Origin of the sequence: Actinomadura rubrobrunea NBRC 15275, from assembly GCF_001552235.1 — a bacterium.
In the GTDB taxonomy this organism is placed as follows: Bacteria; Actinomycetota; Actinomycetes; order Streptosporangiales; family Streptosporangiaceae; genus Spirillospora; species Spirillospora viridilutea.
This window is the reverse complement of record NZ_BCQU01000011.1, coordinates 32487-50158: the sequence shown is the minus strand read 5'-3', so window position 1 is coordinate 50158 and position 17672 is coordinate 32487. Positions and strand designations below refer to the sequence as shown.

13 protein-coding genes are annotated in these 17672 nt (G+C 72.8%); 8 read left to right on the top strand and 5 right to left on the bottom strand.

Annotated features, from left to right (window positions below):
• Nucleotide 1: 1 nt before the first annotated feature.
• From AR3_RS05260 to AR3_RS05235, 6 genes are all read left to right on the top strand, one after another.
• Nucleotides 2-1294, top strand: coding sequence for an ABC transporter substrate-binding protein (locus tag AR3_RS05260; RefSeq protein WP_067909252.1), 1293 nt, complete (start codon nucleotides 2-4; stop codon nucleotides 1292-1294).
• 54 nt (nucleotides 1295-1348) lie between these two features.
• The gene (locus AR3_RS05255; protein WP_083950963.1) at nucleotides 1349-2371 is read left to right on the top strand and encodes a carbohydrate ABC transporter permease; all 1023 of its coding nucleotides are present in this window, start codon (nucleotides 1349-1351) and stop codon (nucleotides 2369-2371) included.
• Nucleotides 2368-3234 carry a carbohydrate ABC transporter permease gene (locus AR3_RS05250; protein WP_217998457.1) on the top strand — a complete coding sequence of 289 codons (867 nt, stop codon included), beginning with the start codon at nucleotides 2368-2370 and terminating at the stop codon, nucleotides 3232-3234. Before AR3_RS05255 ends, AR3_RS05250 begins: the two co-directional genes overlap by 4 nt.
• A gap of 91 nt (nucleotides 3235-3325) precedes the next feature.
• Nucleotides 3326-4951 (top strand): glycoside hydrolase family 13 protein, encoded by a 1626-nt coding sequence (locus AR3_RS05245; RefSeq protein ID WP_067909250.1) that lies wholly within the window; start codon nucleotides 3326-3328, stop codon nucleotides 4949-4951.
• A 113-nt stretch (nucleotides 4952-5064) separates the two neighbouring features.
• Nucleotides 5065-7674, top strand: a complete 2610-nt coding sequence (locus tag AR3_RS05240; RefSeq protein WP_217998456.1) for a glucosidase family protein — start codon at nucleotides 5065-5067, stop codon at nucleotides 7672-7674.
• 18 nt (nucleotides 7675-7692) lie between these two features.
• Nucleotides 7693-9648 carry a glycogen debranching N-terminal domain-containing protein gene (locus tag AR3_RS05235; protein ID WP_083950962.1) on the top strand — a complete coding sequence of 652 codons (1956 nt, stop codon included), beginning with the start codon at nucleotides 7693-7695 and terminating at the stop codon, nucleotides 9646-9648.
• 12 nt (nucleotides 9649-9660) lie between these two features.
• On the opposite strand, the gene AR3_RS05230 is transcribed toward AR3_RS05235, so the two are convergent.
• Complete coding sequence (locus AR3_RS05230; RefSeq protein WP_067909244.1) at nucleotides 9661-10902, bottom strand: ArgE/DapE family deacylase; 1242 nt, start codon at nucleotides 10900-10902, stop codon at nucleotides 9661-9663.
• On the bottom strand, nucleotides 10899-11846 hold the full coding sequence (locus AR3_RS05225; protein ID WP_067909241.1) for a methionyl-tRNA formyltransferase: 948 nt from the start codon (nucleotides 11844-11846) through the stop codon (nucleotides 10899-10901). Before AR3_RS05225 ends, AR3_RS05230 begins: the two co-directional genes overlap by 4 nt.
• Before the next feature lie 107 nt (nucleotides 11847-11953).
• On the opposite strand from AR3_RS05225, the gene AR3_RS05220 reads away from it, so the two are divergent.
• Nucleotides 11954-13270, top strand: a complete 1317-nt coding sequence (locus AR3_RS05220; RefSeq protein ID WP_067909238.1) for a lysine N(6)-hydroxylase/L-ornithine N(5)-oxygenase family protein — start codon at nucleotides 11954-11956, stop codon at nucleotides 13268-13270.
• Between the two features lie 87 nt (nucleotides 13271-13357).
• Here the strand turns inward: AR3_RS05220 and AR3_RS05215 are convergent, their stop codons facing one another.
• The 3 genes from AR3_RS05215 to AR3_RS05205 are packed head-to-tail and all read right to left on the bottom strand — an operon-like array spanning nucleotide 13358 to nucleotide 16400.
• Nucleotides 13358-14299: an ABC transporter ATP-binding protein gene (locus AR3_RS05215; RefSeq protein WP_083950971.1), complete on the bottom strand. Its 942-nt coding sequence runs from the start codon at nucleotides 14297-14299 to the stop codon at nucleotides 13358-13360.
• Between the two features lie 18 nt (nucleotides 14300-14317).
• Nucleotides 14318-15385: a FecCD family ABC transporter permease gene (locus tag AR3_RS05210; RefSeq protein WP_067909235.1), complete on the bottom strand. Its 1068-nt coding sequence runs from the start codon at nucleotides 15383-15385 to the stop codon at nucleotides 14318-14320.
• A 7-nt stretch (nucleotides 15386-15392) separates the two neighbouring features.
• The gene (locus tag AR3_RS05205) at nucleotides 15393-16400 is read right to left on the bottom strand and encodes a FecCD family ABC transporter permease (protein ID WP_067909232.1); all 1008 of its coding nucleotides are present in this window, start codon (nucleotides 16398-16400) and stop codon (nucleotides 15393-15395) included.
• A gap of 194 nt (nucleotides 16401-16594) precedes the next feature.
• Between AR3_RS05205 and AR3_RS05200 the strand changes: the two genes are divergently transcribed.
• Nucleotides 16595-17620 (top strand): iron-siderophore ABC transporter substrate-binding protein, encoded by a 1026-nt coding sequence (locus AR3_RS05200; protein ID WP_067909229.1) that lies wholly within the window; start codon nucleotides 16595-16597, stop codon nucleotides 17618-17620.
• Nucleotides 17621-17672 lie beyond the last annotated feature (52 nt).

Sequence of the window (17672 nt, the reverse complement as noted above, 5' to 3'; positions counted from 1 at the left end):
GATGGTGGCAACGCCTCTGACGAAGACGCTCCGCTGCGTGGTCGCAGCGGGCACGGTGCTGGCAATGACGGCGGCGTGCGGCGGAGGAGACTCCGACTCCGGCTCCGACTCCAAGGGCGCGTCCGCTGAGCTGACCGGCCGCGGACCGATCACGCTGGTCCAGGGCAAGGACACCTCCGGCAACGTCCAGAAGCAGGTCGACGCCTGGAACGCCCAGCACCCCAACGAGAAGGTGCGGCTGATCGAGCTGCCTGAGGAGGCCGACGCCCAGCGCCAGCAGATGGTGCAGAACGCTCAGGCCAAGTCCGACGCCTACACCGTCCTCAACCTGGACGTGGTGTGGACCGCCGAGTTCGCGGCCAACCGCTGGATCACGCCCCTGCCGCAGGAGCAGTTCGACATGTCGAAGTTCCTGCAGCCGACCATCAAGACCGGCCAGTACCGGGGCCGCCTGTTCGCCGTGCCGTGGAAGACCGACGCCGGCCTCCTCTACTACCGCACCGACCTGGTGAAGAAGGCCGGCGCGTCCGGGCCGCCCAAGACCTGGGACGAGATGAAGCAGATCTGCGACAAGGTCGCCAAGGACGGCGTCGGCTGCTACGGCGGCCAGTTCGAGAAGTACGAGGGGCTGACCGTCAACTTCTCCGAGGCCGTGCACAGCGCGGGCGGCTCCGTCGTCGACGACCAGGGCAAGCCGCAGGTCAACACCCCGCAGGCCAAGCAGGGCCTGGACTTCCTCGCGGAGGGCTTCAAGAGCGGGTTCATCCCCAAGGAGGCCATCACCTACAAGGAGGAGGAGGGCCGCCGCGCCTTCGAGAAGGGCAAGCTGGTGTTCCTGCGCCAGTGGCCCTACCAGTACGCGCTGTCGAAGAAGTCCGACGTCAAGGACAAGTTCGACGTCGCTCCGCTGCCCGGCCCCAACGGCCCGGGCGCGCCCACCCTCGGCGGCCACAACCTGGCCATCTCCGCGTTCGCCAAGAACAAGGCGACCGCCCTCGACTTCATCAAGTACCTCACCGCTCCCGAGCAGGAGCGGGCCAACATGCTCGCGACCTCCGAGGCTCCCACCCTCACGGAGCTCTATGACGACGCCGAGCTGAAGGAGAAGTACCCCTACCTGGACGTTCTGAAGGAGTCGCTGCTCAAGGCCAAGGCCCGGCCCGAGGCGGTGCGCTACGGCGACTTCACCAAGGCGATCCAGGAGAACGCCTACGCCGCCCTCACCGGCACCAAGTCCACCGACCAAGCGCTGGCCGACATGCAGGCCGAGCTCGGGAAGCTGACCCAGCAGTAGCGGCGTCTTCCCGCCGGGGCGCGCGCCCCGGCGGGAGGATCAAGGGAGGTTTGCATGACCACCGTCATCGCCGCACCCGAACAGCCGCCCTCCACCGGCGTCAAGGCGGCCCGGCGCAAGGGCGACGTGCAGGGCTCCGGCCGCCTGGCCGCGATCCTGCTGTCGCCGACGTTCATCGTGCTCGCGCTGGTCGTCGGCTACCCGATCCTGGCGGCGCTGCGCGAGTCCCTGTTCCAGCGCGGGCAGGGCCTGGACGCCGAGGGGTTCGTCGTCGAGGGCGACCAGTTCGTCGGCCTGGACAACTACCTCGACATCTTCTCCGGCTCGAACGCCTCGGTGTTCTGGGGCTCGCTGTGGAACACCACGTTCTTCACCGTCACCACGGTCGTCATCGAGACGGTGCTCGGCATCTGCATGGCGCTCATCATGCACTGGGCCTTCCGCGGCCGGGCGCTGGTGCGGGCCAGCGTCCTGGTGCCGTGGGCGATCCCGACGGCGGTGTCGGCGCTGCTGTGGCGCTGGGTCTTCCAGGCCGACGGCGTCGCCAACGCGCTGATCGGCCAGCAGGTGCTCTGGACGACCGAGGGATTCCAGGCCAAGCTCGCCGTCATCATCGCCGACACCTGGAAGACGGCGCCGTTCGTCGGGCTGCTCGTGCTGGCCGGACTGCAGATGATCCCGCGGGACGTGTACGAGGCCGCCCGGGTGGACGGCGCGTCCGCCTGGCACCAGTTCTGGCGGATCACCCTGCCGCTGGTGAAGCCGGTGCTGCTGGTCGCGATCCTGTTCCGCATGCTCGACGTGCTGCGCATGTTCGACCTGCCGTTCGTCCTCATCGGCGCGCAGAAGGAGTCGGTGCAGACGCTGTCGATGCTGGCCTATGACGAGGCGTCGAACCTGCGCTACGGCGTCGCGGCCGCGTACTCGACGGTCCTGTTCCTCTACGTCGCGATCGTCGCGTACGCGTTCGTCAAGCTGCTGGGCGCCGACGTGATCGGCGAGATGCGCCAGGCCGCGAGGGGCCGCCGCCGCTCCGCCCGCCTGCGTCTTCGGTTCCGCAAGGAGGTGAGCTCGTGAGCGCATCGTCGCCGAGCGCGCCCGCCAAGCGCCGCAAGGCGCTGGTCTCGGGCAACGCGCTGCGGATGGTCGGCGTGGTCGCCATCGTGGTGTACTGCCTGGCGCCGTTCTACTGGATGATCGTGTCGTCGTTCCGGCGCCCGGAGGACCAGTTCGACAACGCGCCGCTGCCCTCGCCGTGGTCGCTGGAGAACTTCCGCGCCGTGTTCGAGCCGGACGTGGGCTTCCAGCGCGCGCTGGTCAACAGCCTGGTGGTGGCCGGGACGACCACGCTGCTGACCCTGGTGGTCGGCACGTTCGCGTCCTACGCCCTGGCGCGGCTGACCTTCCGCGGGAAGAACCTGGTGCTGGGCATGGTCATCACGACCTCGATGTTCCCCACCATCTCGCTCATCATCCCGCTGCTGAAGCTGTTCACCGACATCGGCTGGATCAACACCTACCAGGCGATGGTCGTGCCGAGCCTGTCCTTCGCGCTGCCGCTGGCGGTCTGGAACCTGACGACGTTCTTCCGCCAGCTGCCGTTCGAGCTGGAGCAGGCGGCGATGGTGGACGGCTGCACGCGCGGCCAGGCGTTCCGGCGCATCATCATCCCGCTGGCCGCGCCCGGGGTGTTCACCACGGCGATCATCACGTTCATCGCCGCGTGGAACGAGTTCATCATCGCGCTGTCGATGGTGAACAAGAAGGAGATGCAGACCGCGACGGTGGCCATCTCCAAGTTCACCGGCGCGTACGGCTTCGACCAGCCCTTCGGCACCCAGATGGCGGCCGGAGTGATCGTCACCGTGCCGCTGGTGATCGTGGTGCTGATCTTCCAGCGCCGGATCATCGCGGGTCTGACCGCCGGCGGCGTCAAGTAGCGCCGCCCGCCCGGCAGGCCCCACCCGCAGGGGGCGCCGTTCGGCGCCCCCTGCGGGCCGCCCCCGAGCTCGAAAGGTTGTTGTGCAGCACATGGACTCCCCGCGTTGGTGGCGCAGCGCGGTCATCTACCAGGTGTACATCCGCAGCTTCGCCGACGGGAACGGCGACGGGGTCGGCGACATCGCCGGCATCCGCTCCCGCCTCCCGTACCTGCGGGATCTGGGCGTGGACGCCATCTGGATCACGCCGTGGTACACGTCGCCGATGGTGGACGCGGGCTACGACGTCGCCGACTACACCGACATCGACCCGCTGTTCGGCACCCGCGCCGACGCCCAGGAGCTGATCCGCGAGGCGCACGAGCACGGCATCCGGGTGATCGTCGACTTGGTGCCCAACCACTCCTCGGACCGGCACGCCTGGTTCCAGGCGGCGCTGGCGGCCGCCCCGGGCGACCCGGCCCGCGAGCGGTACGTGTTCCGCCCCGGCCGCGGCGAGGACGGGGAGCTGCCGCCCAACAACTGGCAGAGCGTCTTCGGCGGCCCCGCGTGGACGCGCGTGCCGGACGGCCAGTGGTACCTGCACCTGTTCGCGCCCGAGCAGCCCGACCTCAACTGGGAGAACCCCGAGGTGCGCGCCGAGTTCGAGCGCGTGCTGCGGTTCTGGCTGGACATGGGCGTGGACGGGTTCCGCATCGACGTCGCGCACGGCCTGATCAAGGCGCCCGGGCTGCCCGACCTGAGCGGCGACGGCGAGGACGTCCTGGAGCCGACCAAGCGCATCGACCACCCGCACTGGGACCGCGACGGCGTCCACGAGATCTACCGGGCGTGGCGCCGCGTCTCGGACGCGTACCCGGGCGAGCGGATCTTCGTGGCGGAGGCGTGGGTCGCCAACCCGCAGCGCCTGTCCCGCTACGTCCGCGCCGACGAGCTGCACACCGCGTTCAACTTCGACTTCCTGCGGGCGCCGTGGGACGCGGCGCGGTTGCGGGAGGTCGTCGACAGCACCCTCGGCGCGCTCACGGAGGTCGGCGCCCCCGCCACCTGGGTGCTGTCCAACCACGACGTGGTCCGGCACGTCACCCGGTACGGCAGGGAGCACACCGAGAGCCGGGGGCCGGTGCACGACCCGGGCGACTCCCTCGACCTGGAGCGGGGCACCAGGCGCGCGCGGGCGGCGGCGCTGCTCATGCTGGCGCTGCCGGGCGGCGCGTACATCTACCAGGGTGAGGAGCTGGGCCTGCCCGAGGTCGAGGACATCCCCGAGGACCGCCTCCAGGACCCGGTCTGGGAGCGGTCCGGCCACACCCGCCGGGGCCGCGACGGCTGCCGCGTCCCGCTGCCCTGGTCGGGCGACGCGCCGCCGTACGGGTTCAGCGGCGAGGACGTCGAGCCGTGGCTGCCGCAGCCGGAGTCGTGGAAGGCGCTGTCGGTCGAACGGCAGACCGGCGACCCCGCCTCGATGCTGGAGCTGTACCGCTCGGCGCTGCGGCTGCGGCGGGAGAACCCGGCGCTCGGCGACGGCGACATGCGGTGGAACCCGGCGCCCGACGGCGTCCTCAGCTTCTCGCGCGACCCCGGTTTCACCTGCGTGGTGAACGTGTCCGGCGAGCCGTGCGACCTGCCCGCCGGCGCCGAGGTCCTGCTGGCGAGCGGCGACCTGGTCGACGGGCGGCTGCCCGCTGACACCGCCGTCTGGCTCGCCACGTCCTGACTTCGTCCGAAGCTCTCCGGCGCGGGGACCGCCCCGCCGCGGCCCCGCGCCCTGTCCCCGGTCCCGCTCACCGGTTCGGTTCCGCTCATCGGGGGTCAACTGAGAGGAGAGTCATGACAGTGAAACCCGACTCGGGACGCCGCAGACGACGCGGCATCGCCCTCGCGGCCACGCTGGCCCTGGCCGCGGGAACCGTCGCCGTGCCTCCCGCACAGGCGCGGGAGAAGCGGCAGGCACCCGGGGAGGAACTGACCACGTCGACCCGGCTCGCGGACCGGCGCTCTGTCGTCATCGGCGACCGGTTCTACGCCATGTCCACCGCCGACGGCCTCTATCCGGCGGCCGGATGGCACATCACCGGAGAAATGGGCGGTTTCTGGACACCGCCGGTGAAACTGCTCGACGGTGTGTGGTTCGGTGTCAACGGAGCGTGGCTCGGCAAGCAGGCGCGCGCGGAGAGCCACACCGTCGGGTACGGCTACACCCGCACCCGGTACGCCGAGTCCGGCGGGGTGCGCGTGGAGCGCACCGACGTGGTGCCCGACGGTCTGCGCGCCGGTCTCATCGGCCTGACCTTCCGCGCCGACAAGAAGCGCACCGTACGGCTCGACGTGGACGCCCACTCCGAGCTGATGACCGCCTACCCGTGGGGCGGGACCAGCCCGAACCAGGGCGTGTACAACCTCCAGGACACCGGTGCCTACGAGGACGGCGCCCTGGTGTTCCGCGAGCGCGGGAAGCCGCCGGTGGACAACGCGTCCGAGCACGACTTCGCCGCGCTCGTCGCCGCCGACCGCAAGCCCGTCGGGCACCGGCTCGGCCCCGGCCACCGCGGACCGCAGGAACCGCCCGTCATCTGCCAGGACGCCGACCGGTGCGACGACTCGGAGTTCGGCAAGGGCACCGGCGGACGGCTGACCTACGAGGTGCAGGTCCCGGCCGGACGGAGCGTCACCGTGTGGGTGGCGGTCGCCGGCTCCGACCGCGGCGACGCCGAGGCCCGCGCGGCGCTGCGTTCGGCGCTGCGCGACCCGGAGGGCCTGCTGGCGCGCAAGAAGGCCGCCCGCCGCGCCGTCGCCGCCAACACCGTCGTCGACCTGCCCGGCGACCGGCTGCTGCAGCGCAGCATCGAGTGGAGCAAGCAGAACCTGGCCGACTCGGCGCAGGAGGCCCGCGACCTGCGGGTGCGCGTCACCCACGAGGGCAAGCAGTTCCCGGCGCCCAAGGGCGTGGTCGCGCGGGCCCGCTGGCTGGGCGCCGGATGGCCCGACTACCCGTGGCTGTTCGGCACCGACGGCGAGTACACCGCGTTCGCGTCCGTCGCGGCCGGGCAGTTCGAGAACATCAAGGCGCACCTGCGGGCGCTGCGCGACGCCAGTGAGATCGCCAACGACCGCAGCGGCAAGGTCGTGCACGAGGTGGTCTCCGACGGGTCGGTGTATTTCGGCGCCAACGACGACAAGGGCAACACCGACGAGACCGCCAAGTTCCCCAGCGCGGTGGCGCTGGTGTGGCGGTGGACGGGCGACCGCCGCTTCCTTGACGAGATGTACGACTTCACCGTCCGCAACATGCGGTACGTCACCGAGAAGCTCGACAAGGACGGCGACGGCTGGCCGGAGGGGCTCGGCAACGTCGAGCGCACCGGCATGGGCGAGGAGAAGCTCGACAACAACGTCTACACCATCCGCGGCCTGCGCGACCTGGCCGACCTGGCCCGCGCCAAGAACGACACCGCGACCGCCCGGTGGGCCGACGAGCGCGCCGCCCGCATGGAGAAGGCGTTCGACAAGACCTGGTGGAAGGGCGGCGACACCGACCAGTACGCCGACTCCATCGACGACCCGAACGACCCGGCCAACGACAACGCCAAGCTGTTCCAGCGGCACTGGATCGGCGTGACGCCCATGGACGCCCAGCTCGTCCGCCCCGGCCAGGTCACGCGGCCGCTCGCCGATGACAAGCGCGCCCACGTCGCGCTCGCCAAGCGCGAGGAGGAGTGCTACACCGGCGAGTTCGGCCTGTACCACACCGGGACGGGCCCGACCTCCGCGGAGGGCGGCAACAAGGGGCCGTCCTGCGACAGCGCGGTCTCGACCGTGCAGAGCGAACGCGTCATCTACTCGCTCGGCACCGGCATCATGGCCGTCGCCGAGGGGAACTTCGGACGGCTCGCGCAGCAGCGCCGCTACACCACGGCCAACGCCCGCATCCAGCTCGACCCCGACGTGTACGAGATGCCGGGCGCCATGCCGGAGACCGCCCCCAGCCCGGACTTCGACCCGGCCAACATCGACCGCAAGCTCACCGAGCGCTCCATGGTGCTGCAGGCCTGGGGCGCGTACGGGACGCTGTGGCCGGTCGTGCGGCAGCAGCTCGGCGTCGACCCGGACATGGGCCGCAACCGGCTGGAGGTCGTGCCGCAGATCCCGCCCGGCCAGTCCCGGGTGGCGGGCCGGTCGATCCGCCTCGGCTCCGGTTCGGTCGACGTCGCCGCCGAGTCCCGCGGCAAGACGCTGCGCACCGTGGTGAACACGGCGCGGCTCGACGGCGTCGCGCTGCGGATCGGCCACGTGCTGCCGTCCGGCGCCAAGGTCGCGTCCGTGACCCTCGACGGCCGGAGCGTCGCCTACAGCGTGCGGAACACCGCGCGCGGCGCCGAGGTCGTCGTCGACGCCGGAGCGCGCCGCGGCGCCTCCACCCTCGTGATCACCCTTCGCTGATACCGACGGGAGTGTCCCTTGCCTCAGCCCGTTCAGCCCGCTGTCCATGAGCACATCACCTGCGTGGCGGCGCCCGCGATATGGCTGTCGCCGCCGAGCGGCCAGGTCGCCGGCGGCGTCGACGGCCTGTACGTCGCCGAGCGGCGGGTGCTGTCGCGCTTCGTGGTGACCGTCGACGGACGCGAGCCCGAGCCGGCCGAGGCGGGGCCGCACGGCGCGAACGGCGCCCGGTTCACCGCGTCCGCCGGTCCGCTGGCGGTCGAACGCTTCCGTGCCGCCGTCCCCGACGGCGGCACGGAGCGGATCGTCCTGCGCAACACCGGGGACGCCCCGGCCACCGCGACCCTGCGGGTCGCGGTGGCCGGCGACCTGGCGTCCATCAGCGCCGTGCGGTCCGGGGACGATCCCGGCCTTCCCGAGATGCCGCTGGACGACGGCGTCGAATGGGAGGGACCGGACGGCCACACGGTCCGCCTGGAAGGCCGCACCCACGCCGAGGTGTCGCTGGCGCCGGGGGAGTCGTTCACCACGACCATCACCGTCCGCGCCACGCCCCCGGACACGCCGGGGTTCCGGCCGGCGCCGCCGTCCGGCCCGGCGCCGTGGGCGGACGCGCCGCTGACCGTCCGGTCGGGCGACGACCGGCTGGACCGGCTCGTCGCCCAGGGCGTCGCCGACCTGGGCGCGCTGCTGCTCGCCTCCGGCGACGACATCTACTGCGCCGCCGGAAGCCCCTGGTACCTCACGCTCTTCGGACGCGACGCGCTGTGGACGGCGCGGCTGGCGCTGCCGCTCGGCTACGAGCTGGCCGCGGGGACGCTGCGCGCGCTGGCCCGCCACCAGGGCACGCGCCGCGATCCGGCCACCGAGGAGGCGCCCGGCAAGATCCCGCACGAGCTGCGTCCCGGCGACGCCGCCACCTGGCTGCCGCCGGTCTACTACGGCACGGTCGACGCGACCTCCCTGTTCGTCGTCACGCTCGCCGAGGCCCGGCGCTGGGGCATGCCGGACGACGAGGTCGCCGCCCTGCTGCCCAACGTGGAACGCGCGCTGGAGTGGCTCGGCACGTTCGACGAGTTCGTCTCCTACGTCGGCTCGGCCGACCGGCTGACCAACCAGGGCTGGAAGGACTCCGCCGACGGCGTGCAGCACGCCGACGGGCGGCTGGCCCGCCCGCCGGTCGCGCTGTCGGAGGTCCAGGCGTACTCCTACCAGGCGGCCGTGCTCGGCGCCGACCTGCTGGACGCCTTCGGCCGCCCCGGCGCCGACCGCTGGCGCCGCTGGGCCGCCGACCTGGCCGAGCGGTTCCGCGCCCGGTTCTGGGTGGACGACCCCGACGGCGCGTACCCGGCGATCGCGCTGGACGGCGACGGCCGCCCGGTCGACGGCGTGGCGTCCAACATGGGCCATCTGCTCGGCACCGGCCTGCTCACCGCGGAGGAGGAGGCGGCGGTCGCCGCGCGGCTGACCGAGCTGGACTCCGGCTGGGGCCTGCGGACGCTGACGCCGCGCGCCGCCGGTTTCGACCCGCTGTCGTACCACCTGGGATCGGTGTGGCCGCACGACACCGCCATCGCGATCCTCGGCCTGGTGCGCAGCGGCCACCCCGAGACCGCGCTGCGGTTCGCGCGCGGACTCGTCGGCGCCGCCCCGGCGTTCGGCCACCGCCTGCCCGAGCTGTTCGGCGGGCAGGACTCCAGCGCGCCGCCGGTGCCGTACCCGACGGCGTGCAGCCCGCAGGCGTGGGCCGCCGCGGTCTCCCCGGCGCTGGTCACCGCGCTGCTCGGCCTGGACGTCGACGTCCCGGCCGGGCGGGTCGCGCTGTCGCCGGCGCCCGGGTTCGGAGAGCTGGCGGTCGACAACATCCGCGTGGGGTCGGCCGTGCTGTCGGCCCGGGTGGAGGCCGACGGCCGCGCCACCCTCACCGGCCTCCCGGCGGGCCTGAGGGCCGAGATCCGCGGGGCGGGCGCCTGAGCCCGACGCCGGCTACCCGGCGAGCGCCAAGGCCGCCAGCGTCTGCGCGGCCACGGCGACATCGCGGACCGACACGCACTCGTCCGGGCCGTGCATGCGGGCCACGTCGCCTGGCCCGTACTGCACGGCCGGGATGCCGCCGAGCCCGGTGAGCAGCCGCAGGTCGCTGCCGTACGGCGCGCCCCACACGTCGGGGGAGCGGCCCGTCACGCGGGTGTGCGCGTCGCGCAGACGCTCCAGCAGGCCGTCGGCGTCGGCGGGCAGGCGCGCCGAGGCGAACCGGCCGCCCCACCATTCGACCTCGACGGGGTGGTCGCGCAGCCAGTCGTCGCCGGCGCAGGCGTCGGCGACCGCCTGCTCGAGCGCGCGCCGCGCCGCCTGCTCCGACTCGCCGAGGGCCACGCCGATCCGGCCCTCGGCGACCAGCTCGTCGGGCACCGTGGACGACCAGTCGCCCGCCCGCACCGTCCCGATCTCGATCGCGTACGGCAGCGTCCAGCGCCGCATCAGCGGGTCGACGTCGGCGTTGCGGCGGCGTTCCAGGTCGCGCAGCGCGGCGAAGACGGGCCAGAACCGCTCCACCGCGCTGACCCCGGTGTCGCGGCGGGCGGCGTGCGCGGCGCGGCCCCGCACGCGCAGCCGGAACGTCAGCGCGCCGGCGTTGGCGGGCACGACGTCCAGGCCGGTCGGCTCGGGGATGACGCAGGCGTCGGCCCGCCAGCCGCGCCGCAGCAGGGCGTAGGAGCCGAGCCCGCCGTCCTCCTCGCCGACCACGCACGCGACCAGCACGTCCCCGCGCGGCCGCGCGCGGCGCAGCGCCCGCACCGCGAACAGCGCGGCGACCAGCCCGCCCTTCATGTCGGACGCGCCCCGCCCGTACACCAGGTCGCCGGCGACGCGGCCGCCGAACGGGTCCTCGGTCCAGGCGTCCAAGGCGCCGGGCGGGACGACGTCGACATGGGCGTTGAGCATCAGCGAGCGGCCGCCGCCGGTGCCGGGCAGGCGGCCGACCAGCCCCCACGCCCGCGTGCGCGGCGCCTCCATGCCGGGGAAGGCGTCCTCGGCGGCGACCGCGTCCACGTCGATCGGCCAGTGGTCGACCTCGAGCCCCTCGTCGCGCATCCACGCGGCCAGGCGCTCCTGGATGCGCACCTCGGCGTCCGAGCCGCCGACGCTGGGGATGCGGATCAGCTCGGACAGCAGCTCCGCCATGGCGCCCGTCTCGCCGCGCAGCGCCTCGACGACGTCGGTCATGGCCGGTCCGTGAGGTAGCCGCCCATGGTGCGGAAGTACTCCGTGGCGGGCAGCTCGGTGCCGTCGTCGGTGCGGACGCGTTCGATGACCAGGCCGTGGCTGCGGCCGCGCCGGGCCTCCGCCCCGGCGACGATGACCACGCCGTCGCCCTCGCGGATGAACACCCGTCCCGGGGTGCCGCCGTAGATGCCCTTGGACACCGACGCCTTGATCACGCGGATGCGCTCGCCCTTGTAGTAGGTGAACGCGTTCGGGTACGGGTCGGACTGCGCGCGGACGAGCCGTTCGATGTCCTCGGCGGGCCAGGTCCAGTCGATGCGGCTGTCCTCGATGGAGCGCTTGTGGAAGAAGCTGGCCTTCGAGCGGTCCTGCGGGGTGAAGTCGGTGCGGCCGGACGCGATGAGCGCCAGCGCCTCGGTGACGATCGGGCCGATCAGGTCGACGGTGCGGTGGAACAGGTCGGTGGCGGTGTCGGTCGGGCCGACCGGGACGGCGCGCTGCACCACGATGTCGCCGGCGTCGAGCTCCTCGTTCATCATGTGCGCGGTGACGCCCACCTCCTTCTCGCCGTTGATGAGCGCCCAGATGATGGGGGAGAAGCCGGCGTAGGCGGGCAGCAGCGAGTCGTGGATGTTGAGCGTGCCGTGCCGGGGCAGGTTGAAGACCTGCGGCGGGATCCAGGTGCGCCAGTTGTTGGCGACGATGAGGTCGGGGTCGGCCTCCTTGAGCCGGGTCAGCAGCTCCTCGTCGTCCGGGCGGTTGCGCAGGAGGACCGGGACGCCGTGCTCGGCGGCGAGGTCGGCCACCGAGTCGTCCCAGATCTTCTCGTAGGCGTGGTCGCTCTTGGGGTGGGTGACGACCAGGACGACGTCGTGCTCGGACTCCAGCAGCGCCTGGAGCGTGCGGTGCCCCCACGTCTGGTAGCCGAACATCACGACCCGCATGCGGCCTCCTTGTGCCGGAGATTCTGGACAGGTTAGGCTCACCTCAATTAGGTGAGGCTAACCTAACACTCTCATCCATCTGTCCGATACTGGAAAGGCGCCCGTCCATGCCCCCCTCGGACATGCACGTCCACGATCTCGTCGGCATCGGCTTCGGCCCGTCCAACCTCGCCCTGGCGATCGCGCTGCGCGAGCACCGCGAACGCACCGGGCAGACGGTGGACGCGGTGTTCCTGGAGAGGCAACCGGCGTTCGGCTGGCATCGCGGCATGCTCATCGAGGGCACGACCATGCAGGTGTCCTTCCTGAAGGACCTGGTCACGATGCGCAACCCGGCGAGCGGGTTCGGCTTCCTGAGCTATCTGCACGAGCGCGGGCGGCTGGTCGACTTCATCAACCACAAGACGCTGTTCCCCTCGCGCGCCGAGTTCCACGACTACCTGGAGTGGGCGGCTTCGGCCTTCGCGGACCAGGTGGAGTACGGCTCGGAGGTCGTCGCCGTCACCCCCGTCGTCGTCGACGGCGCCGTGGAGCACCTGGACGTGCTGGTGCGGCAGGGCGGCTCCTCGGACGAGCTCACCACGCGCCGCACCCGCAACCTGGTCATCGCCGTCGGCCTGGAACCGGTGCTGCCGGACGGCGCGGTCGCCGGCGAGCGGATCTGGCACAGCGCGGAACTGCTCGATCGCGTGTCCTCGCTGCGCGACCCCCGCCGCCTGCTCGTGGTCGGCGCCGGACAGAGCGCCGCCGAGGTCACCGACTACCTGCACCGCACGTACACCGACGCCGAGGTGTGCGCGGTGTTCGCGAAGTACGGCTACACCCCCGCCGACGACAGCTCGTTCGCCAACCGCATCTTCGACCCGGACGCCGTCGACCACTTCTTCACCGCGCCGGAGGAGGTGAAGCGGACGCTGATGGACTACCACCGCTCCACCAACTACTCGGTGGTCGACCTGGACCTCATCGACGAGCTGTACCGGCGCTACTACCAGGAGAAGGTGCACGGCAGGCAGCGGCTGCGCATCATGAACACCTCCCGCGTCGTGGACGTCCGGGCCGACGCGGCGGCGGTGCACGCGACGGTGGAGTTCCTGCCGACCGGTGAACGCACCGTCCTGGAGGCCGACGCCCTGGTCTACGCGACCGGATACCGGCCGTGCGACCCGTTGACACTGCTCGGCGAGGCCGGCGAGTACTGCCTGCGGCGTCCCGAAGGCGGTCTGCGCGTGGAACGCGACTACCGCATCGCCACCACGCCCCCGATGCGCTGCGGCCTGTACCTGCAGGGCGCCACCGAGCACACCCACGGCATCGGCTCGACGCTGCTGTCCAACACCGCCATCCGCGCCGGGGAGATCACCGAATCGGTGGCGGAGCGCCTGCAGGCGGCGCGCAGCGACTCCTACGCCATGCAGAGCTGACACGCAGGCCCGAAGCGGGGCGCCTCCTTCGCGGCGCGAAGGAGGCGCCCCGTCCACGCTATGGCGGTGGTGTCGTCCGGCGGACGGTCAAGACGCCGTGCGTCCGCCGGACGAGGCGCGCTCCCCGTCACCGGCCCCGTCACCGGCCCCGTCACCGGCAACGTCGCCGGCCCTGTCCGCGGATCCGTCCGCTTCGGCGGGCGCGCCGTGGTGACGGCCCATCGGGATGACCAGCGGCGTCCCGCTGACGGGGTCGGTGGCGACGTGGCAGCGCAGCCCGAACACGTCCTCGACCAGGTCGGCGTCGACCACCTCGGCGGGCGGTCCCTCGGCGACGATCGCGCCCGCCTTCATCACGATGACGTGGTCGGCGTACCGGCACGCCTGGTTCAGGTCGTGCAGCACCATGACCACCGTGCGGTGCTCGCGCCGGTTCAGGTCCACGACCAGGTCGAGCACGTCCACCTGGTGGGCGAGGTCGAGGTAGGTGGTCGGCTCGTCCAGCAGCAGGATCGGGGTGCCCTGGGCCACCGCCATGGCGATCCAGGCGCGCTGCCGCTGCCCGCCCGACAGCTCGTCCACCGGGCGCGCGGCGTGCTCGAGCATCCCGGTCGCGCGCAGCGCCGCGGTCACCGCCTCCTCGTCGGCGGACGACCACTGCCGCCACCAGGTCTGGTGCGGGGCGCGGCCCTGGCTGACCAGGTCGACCACCGTCAGCCCCTCCGGCGCGACCGGCGACTGCGGCAGGATGCCCAGCCGCCGCGCCACCTGCCGCGTCGGCATGGTGTGGATGGCGCGGCCGTCCAGGTGCACGGCGCCGCCGCGCGGCGTCAGCAGCCGGGCAAGCGCGCGCAGCAGCGTGGACTTCCCGCACGCGTTGGCGCCGATGATGACGCTGATCCGCCCCGGCGGCACGACCAGGTCGAGCCCGTCGACCACCACGCGGTCGTCGTAGGACAGCCGGAGCCCGCTCGCGCGCAGGTCGGGCTCGGACCGGTCGGCGCCGCCGGCGCGGTCGCGCGTGCGGATGGACGTGGATGTCACGGTTCAGCCTCCAGAGCCGGTGCGGTTGGCCCGGGCGAGCAGCCAGAGCAGGAACGGCGCCCCGAACACGCCGGTGACGACGCCGACGGGAAGCTCCAGGTCGGCGAACATCCGCTGCGCGACCAGGTCGCAGCCGAGGACGATCAGCGCCCCGGCGAGCGCGGACGCGGTCAGCGGCGGCCGGGCGGCGCCGGCCAGCCGCAGCGCGATCTGCGGCGCGGCCAGCGCGACGAACGCCACCGGCCCGGCCCCGGCGGTGGCGAACGCGACCAGCCCGACGGCGACGCACAGCAGCGCCAGCCGCGCCCGCTGCACCGGCACGCCGAGTCCTCCCGCCACCTGGTCGCCGAGCTGCAGCGCCCGCAGCCACGGCCCGAGCAGGAGCGCCAGCGGCACGAGCACGGCCAGCGCGACGGCCAGCGGGCGGACGCTCTCCCAGCTCCTGCCGTTGAGGTCGCCCACCAGCCAGCCCACGGCCTGCTGCGCCTCGAACTCCTTCGCCCTGACGATGAGGTACTGGGTGGCGCCGGCGCACATCCAGTTGACGCCGATGCCGACGAGCACGATGCGGAACCCGGTGGTGCCGCGGTTCCACGCCAGCGCGTAGATGAGCAGGGCGGTCAGCAGCGCCCCGGCCAGTCCGAGGGTCTGCGCGCCCAGCCCGGAGCCCAGGCCGAGCACGATGCCGCCGACCACGGCGGCGCCCGCGCCCTGGGTGATGCCGAGCATGTCGGGCGCGGCCAGCGGGTTGCGGGTGAGCGTCTGCAGGATCGCGCCCGACAGGCCGAACGCGGCGCCCGCCAGCAGCCCGACCAGCGCCCGCGGCAGCCGCAGCTCCCGGACGACCAGCACGGTCCCGCCGTCGCCCGCCCCGAACAGCGCCGGGACGACTTCCTGCGGGCTGAGCGGGTAGTCGCCCGAGCCCAGCCCCAGGCACAGCACGAGGAACGTCGCGGCGGCCAGGCCCAGGCACGTCGCCAGCAGCCGGGGCCGCACGACGGCCGACACCGGCGGACGCGTCAGCCGCACCGCGGTGCGTCCGCCCGACCGGGTCAGTTCGATGAGGCTCATGGACGGCTCACAGTTCGGCCAGGCGGCGACGGCGGACCAGCGCGATGAAGAACGGCGCGCCGAGGAACGCGGCGACGACGCCGACGTCGACCTCCTGCGGACGGGCCGCCACCCGTCCGACGATGTCGGCGGCCAGCAGCAGGCAGGGCGCGACGAGCGCGGTGAGCGGCAGCAGCCACCGCTGGTCGGGTCCGCTGACGGCGCGCACCGCGTGCGGGACGACCAGCCCCACGAAGACGATCGGGCCCGCGACCGCGACGGCGGCGCCGGCCAGCAGCGTGACCGCGACCGCGCCCTGCGCGCGGACCAGCCGCAGCCGCCGGCCGAGCGAGGCGGCCACGTCGTCGCCCAGCGCGAGGTTGTTCAGCGCGGGCGCCAGGCTCAGCGCCAGCACCGCGCCGACCGCGAGGAAAGGGAGCACCTGCCCGATGAGCGCGGTGTTCTGCCCGGCCAGCGACCCGGACGACCAGAACCGGTACCGGTTGAGCACCTGCGGGTCGACCAGCGAGACGCCGCGGGTGATCGACTCCAGCAGGAAGGTGACGGCGATGCCGGCGAGCGCGAGCTTCACCGGGGTCTGCCCGCCCCGGCCGAGCCCGCCGAGCACATACACCGCGACGCCGGCGACGACTGCCCCGGCGAAGGCGAACCAGATGTAACCGTGCAGTGACGTGATTCCCGCCACCGCGACCGCCAGCATCAGCGCGAACGCGGCGCCCGCGCTGACGCCGAGCAGGCCCGGGTCGGCGAGCGGGTTGCGGGTCAGGCCCTGCATGACCGCCCCGGCGAGGCCGAGCGCGGCGCCGGCGAGCACGCCCAGCACGGTCCGCGGCAGGCGCACGTCCCAGACGATGGTCGCGACCTCGGTGTCGCGCGGCCCGGTGAGCGCCCGCACCACCTCGTCCAGGGGGATCTGGCGGCTGCCCACCGCGATCGACAGCAGGCACAGCGCGCCGAGCAGCGCGAGCGCCGCGGCCAGCAGCGCCGGCCGGGCGGCACGGTTGTCTCCCGCCATTGATCCCAACCTGTCCGGGGGTACGGCCACGATCGATGACCTATCGATGAGCTTAGGTGAGCCATACCTTACCTGCGGCCGCGACAGCGTGCAGGGCCTTGTGATTAGGCAAGGCTTACCTTAGTATCGCCGACGCCGGGCCGCCCCGCGTGTTCCGCCGTGCCCGGCGCAACCACGATTCCGAAAGGGAGTCGATGTCCCCCACATCGCTTGCGAGCACCGGTCCGTCGCTCGCCAGAAGACTCGTCCTGGCGCTGGCGGCCGTCCTGCTGTCCGCGTTCGGCCTGTCCGCCTGCGGCGGAGACTCCGACGGCGACGCCGAGGCCGCCGCCGGCGGGGCCGCCCCCGTCCGCATCGAGCACAAGTACGGCACCACCGAGATCAAGGCGCCGCCCGAGCGGGTCGTCACCGTCGGCTGGACCGACCAGGACGCGGTGCTGGCGCTGGGCGTCAAGCCCGTCGGCGTCGTCGAGTTCACCGGCCTCGGCCTGAGCGTCGAGAAGTACCCCTGGAGCGCCGACAAGTGGGGCGGCACCGCGCCCACCGTCGTCGGCCAGCGCGAGGACCTGAAGATGGAGAAGATCGCGGCGCTCAAGCCCGACCTGATCCTCGCCCTCTACACCGGCATCACCAAGGAGCAGTACGGCCAGCTCTCCAAGATCGCGCCGACCGTCGCGCAGTCGCCCGAGTACGACGACTACGCCATGCCGTGGCAGGAGTCGACCCTGATCATCGGGCGGGCGCTCGGCAAGGAGGAGCAGGCCAAGAAGCTCATCGCCGAGGTCGACCAGCGGTTCGCCGCGGCGCGGCGGCAGAACCCGCAGCTGGTCGGCAAGACGTTCGCCATCGCCGACCCGTTCAAGCCCGGCCAGTACGCCGTGTTCGGCCCGGGCGACGCCAAGGTCGAGTTCATGAAGGGCCTCGGCATGAAGGTCCCGGACGAGATCGCCAAGGCCGCGGGCAAGGAGCAGGCCGCGGTGATCGGGTCCGAGCGGGCCGACCTGCTCGACGCCGACCGGCTGGTCTTCCTCACCTCCGTGCCCGACGCCCGCAAGACCGTCGAGGGCGACAAGGTCTACAAGGGCCTGAAGGTCGTCAAGGAGAACCGCGTGGTGTTCGTGCCGTACAACCCGGTCGGCGCGGCCGTCTCCTTCAACACGGTGCTGAGCATCCCGTACGCCATCGACCGGATGGTGCCGCTGCTGAACGGCACGGGCTGACCCCCGGTGCACGGGCCGACCGGGTCGGGGCGCGGTGCCGACCCGGTCACAG

Coding starts and splice junctions, on each gene's coding strand:
- AR3_RS05260 (WP_067909252.1), top strand. CDS start 2: ATGGTGGCAACGCCTCTGACGAAGACGCTCCGCTGCGTGGTCGCAGCG.
- AR3_RS05255 (WP_083950963.1), top strand. CDS start 1,349: ATGACCACCGTCATCGCCGCACCCGAACAGCCGCCCTCCACCGGCGTC.
- AR3_RS05245 (WP_067909250.1), top strand. CDS start 3,326: ATGGACTCCCCGCGTTGGTGGCGCAGCGCGGTCATCTACCAGGTGTAC.
- AR3_RS05240 (WP_217998456.1), top strand. CDS start 5,065: ATGACAGTGAAACCCGACTCGGGACGCCGCAGACGACGCGGCATCGCC.
- AR3_RS05230 (WP_067909244.1), bottom strand. CDS start 10,902: ATGACCGACGTCGTCGAGGCGCTGCGCGGCGAGACGGGCGCCATGGCG.
- AR3_RS05225 (WP_067909241.1), bottom strand. CDS start 11,846: ATGCGGGTCGTGATGTTCGGCTACCAGACGTGGGGGCACCGCACGCTC.
- AR3_RS05220 (WP_067909238.1), top strand. CDS start 11,954: ATGCCCCCCTCGGACATGCACGTCCACGATCTCGTCGGCATCGGCTTC.
- AR3_RS05210 (WP_067909235.1), bottom strand. CDS start 15,385: ATGAGCCTCATCGAACTGACCCGGTCGGGCGGACGCACCGCGGTGCGG.
- AR3_RS05205 (WP_067909232.1), bottom strand. CDS start 16,400: ATGGCGGGAGACAACCGTGCCGCCCGGCCGGCGCTGCTGGCCGCGGCG.
- AR3_RS05200 (WP_067909229.1), top strand. CDS start 16,595: ATGTCCCCCACATCGCTTGCGAGCACCGGTCCGTCGCTCGCCAGAAGA.